Source organism: Ruegeria sp. AP12 (assembly GCF_056540025.1).
Genome location: NZ_JBQFVZ010000280.1, coordinates 1 through 587, shown reverse-complemented (window position 1 = coordinate 587; position 587 = coordinate 1). Strand labels below are relative to the sequence as shown.

1 protein-coding gene is annotated in these 587 nt (G+C 59.1%); it reads right to left on the bottom strand.

Translation table 11 applies throughout. The features are described from left to right. Positions 1 to 232: 232 nt before the first annotated feature. The coding region (locus tag ACR0E6_RS22750) for an ATP-binding protein (protein ID WP_480587673.1) at positions 233 to 587 on the bottom strand (355 nt) is incomplete at its 5' end.

The window sequence follows — 587 nt, the reverse complement described above, 5'->3', positions numbered from 1 at the left end:
GTTCTGGCGCAACCGAGACTCTGGTGACGTATCAGTGATGGTTCAAGTCCGCGGGGACTACAGCGAGGTCGTCGATTAAACGAAGCATTCGTCGCGCAGGTTTTCTGCGCGGCGGATCATTTAGGCGAAGGGAGGTTTCGGGCCTTTAGTACCGCATCATGTCAACACGCTGTCCACGCCCGTCTTGGCGCCGTGCGGCGACGCGGTAGGACACTGTCGCCACTTTGCTCATCTATTGGCTATATGTCTCGCGCCCAATGTTCACCTCACAGGCCAAGCCCCCCAGGCGCTTCGATATTCCAAGTTCCAGCGTTCCACCGTAGGCGGCCAATAAATCAACGGAAATCGGCAGCCCCAACCCTGTTCCTTTTACAGAGGTATCGAGTCGACCGCCGGAACGCAGGACCTCAAGCCGGGCCTCCTCTGGGATTCCGGGGCCGTCGTCCTCGACGCGAAGTTCGATGCCGCTGCCCGTGCGCCTGGCGGTGAATTGGAATGTCGTCCGGCTCCATTTGAGGGCGTTGTCGAGGAGGTTTCCGATCACTTCCTCGATGTCTTGGGGGTCCATTCGAACGTGAAGACCAGCC